2 protein-coding genes and 1 tRNA gene are annotated in these 1,094 nt (G+C 58.2%); 2 read left to right on the plus strand and 1 reads right to left on the minus strand.

Features of this window, described 5'->3' with window-relative positions:
* A partial coding sequence (locus AC1DPX_RS35055) for a porin (RefSeq protein ID WP_366015734.1) occupies positions 1-132 on the minus strand: 132 nt, incomplete at its 3' end.
* A gap of 451 nt (positions 133-583) precedes the next feature.
* Between AC1DPX_RS35055 and AC1DPX_RS35060 the strand changes: the two genes are divergently transcribed.
* Together AC1DPX_RS35060 and AC1DPX_RS35065 are read left to right on the plus strand one after the other, a co-directional pair.
* Positions 584-674, plus strand: a tRNA-Ser gene (locus AC1DPX_RS35060).
* Between the two features lie 288 nt (positions 675-962).
* Positions 963-1,094: porin (locus tag AC1DPX_RS35065; RefSeq protein WP_366015734.1), on the plus strand; the 132-nt coding region annotated here is incomplete at its 3' end.

A 1,094-nucleotide genomic window follows, 5' to 3' on the forward strand; every position in this document is an offset into this window, starting at 1 on the left:
GCCGTAGACGTCGCAGATCTTGACGTATTCAGCGGGTTCCGGCTCGGCGACGACGACGGCGTCGGCGGCGCGCGCACCGGAAACTGCGATCAGGGCCGCAGCGGAGCCGAGAAGAAGGCTCTTGATGTTCATTTTCTGACCTCCAGTCAAAAGTTAAAAAACGGGTCTGGGTATTCTTTGCTGAAGGACAGCGTTCCCTGCCCCATCCCCACTACCGAAAAAGATGCGCACCGCGCCGCTCCTTCGAATTCGACATTACCCATGAGGCGGCGGCGTTCAACCACGATCGTACCGGCGAAAGGGCTGTTCGGCTGCTATCCCCCAGCGTTGTTGCACAAATGACACGATTTGGCCTCACTCAGAAAGCTCTCGTTAACCATCGGGGCTGCCGCAACCGCCTGTTTCCAGCCGAATCCGGCAACCGGCTGACGGAATCAAGGCAAGGCCGCGAGTCATTAGCCAGGGATTTGCCGCGGAACCGCCCCACCTGGGAAAGGCGCGGCTCGGTTCGCCTGTTATTTTTCCATATAATGACGCGGGCTTGTTGATTGTGCCGGCGCTTTTCTTTATCCAGCGGCGCAACGGAGAGGTGGCCGAGTGGTCGAAGGCGCTCCCCTGCTAAGGGAGTAGAGGTCAAAAGCTTCTCGTGGGTTCGAATCCCATCCTCTCCGCCACCCTGCTTCGCGCTTCGAATCACATCAATCAGGCCGTGTAACGTCGACCAAGTCTCATCTGGCCGTCGCCTTGAAGGCGTGTGTTTCCGTCGAAACCGAGACCAATGCACGGCAGCTGGGTCGGTGGTTCAGGGCCGGATCGTGCAAGGCATTTGCAAGCAAGCAATTTTTGGCGAACAGCGTCCCGCTGACGATCCGTGATGTTATCTATCTGATCTAAAACAGAAAACGGCCATTCGACCTGTTTTTCACCGATCTCCGCTCTCGATTCTGACTGGAGGTCAGAAAATGAACATCAAGAGCCTTCTTCTCGGCTCCGCTGCGGCCCTGATCGCAGTTTCCGGTGCGCGCGCCGCCGACGCCGTCGTCGTCGCCGAGCCGGAACCCGCTGAATACGTCAAGATCTGCGACGTCTACGGC

Source organism: Mesorhizobium sp. 01N446 (genome assembly GCF_056399285.1).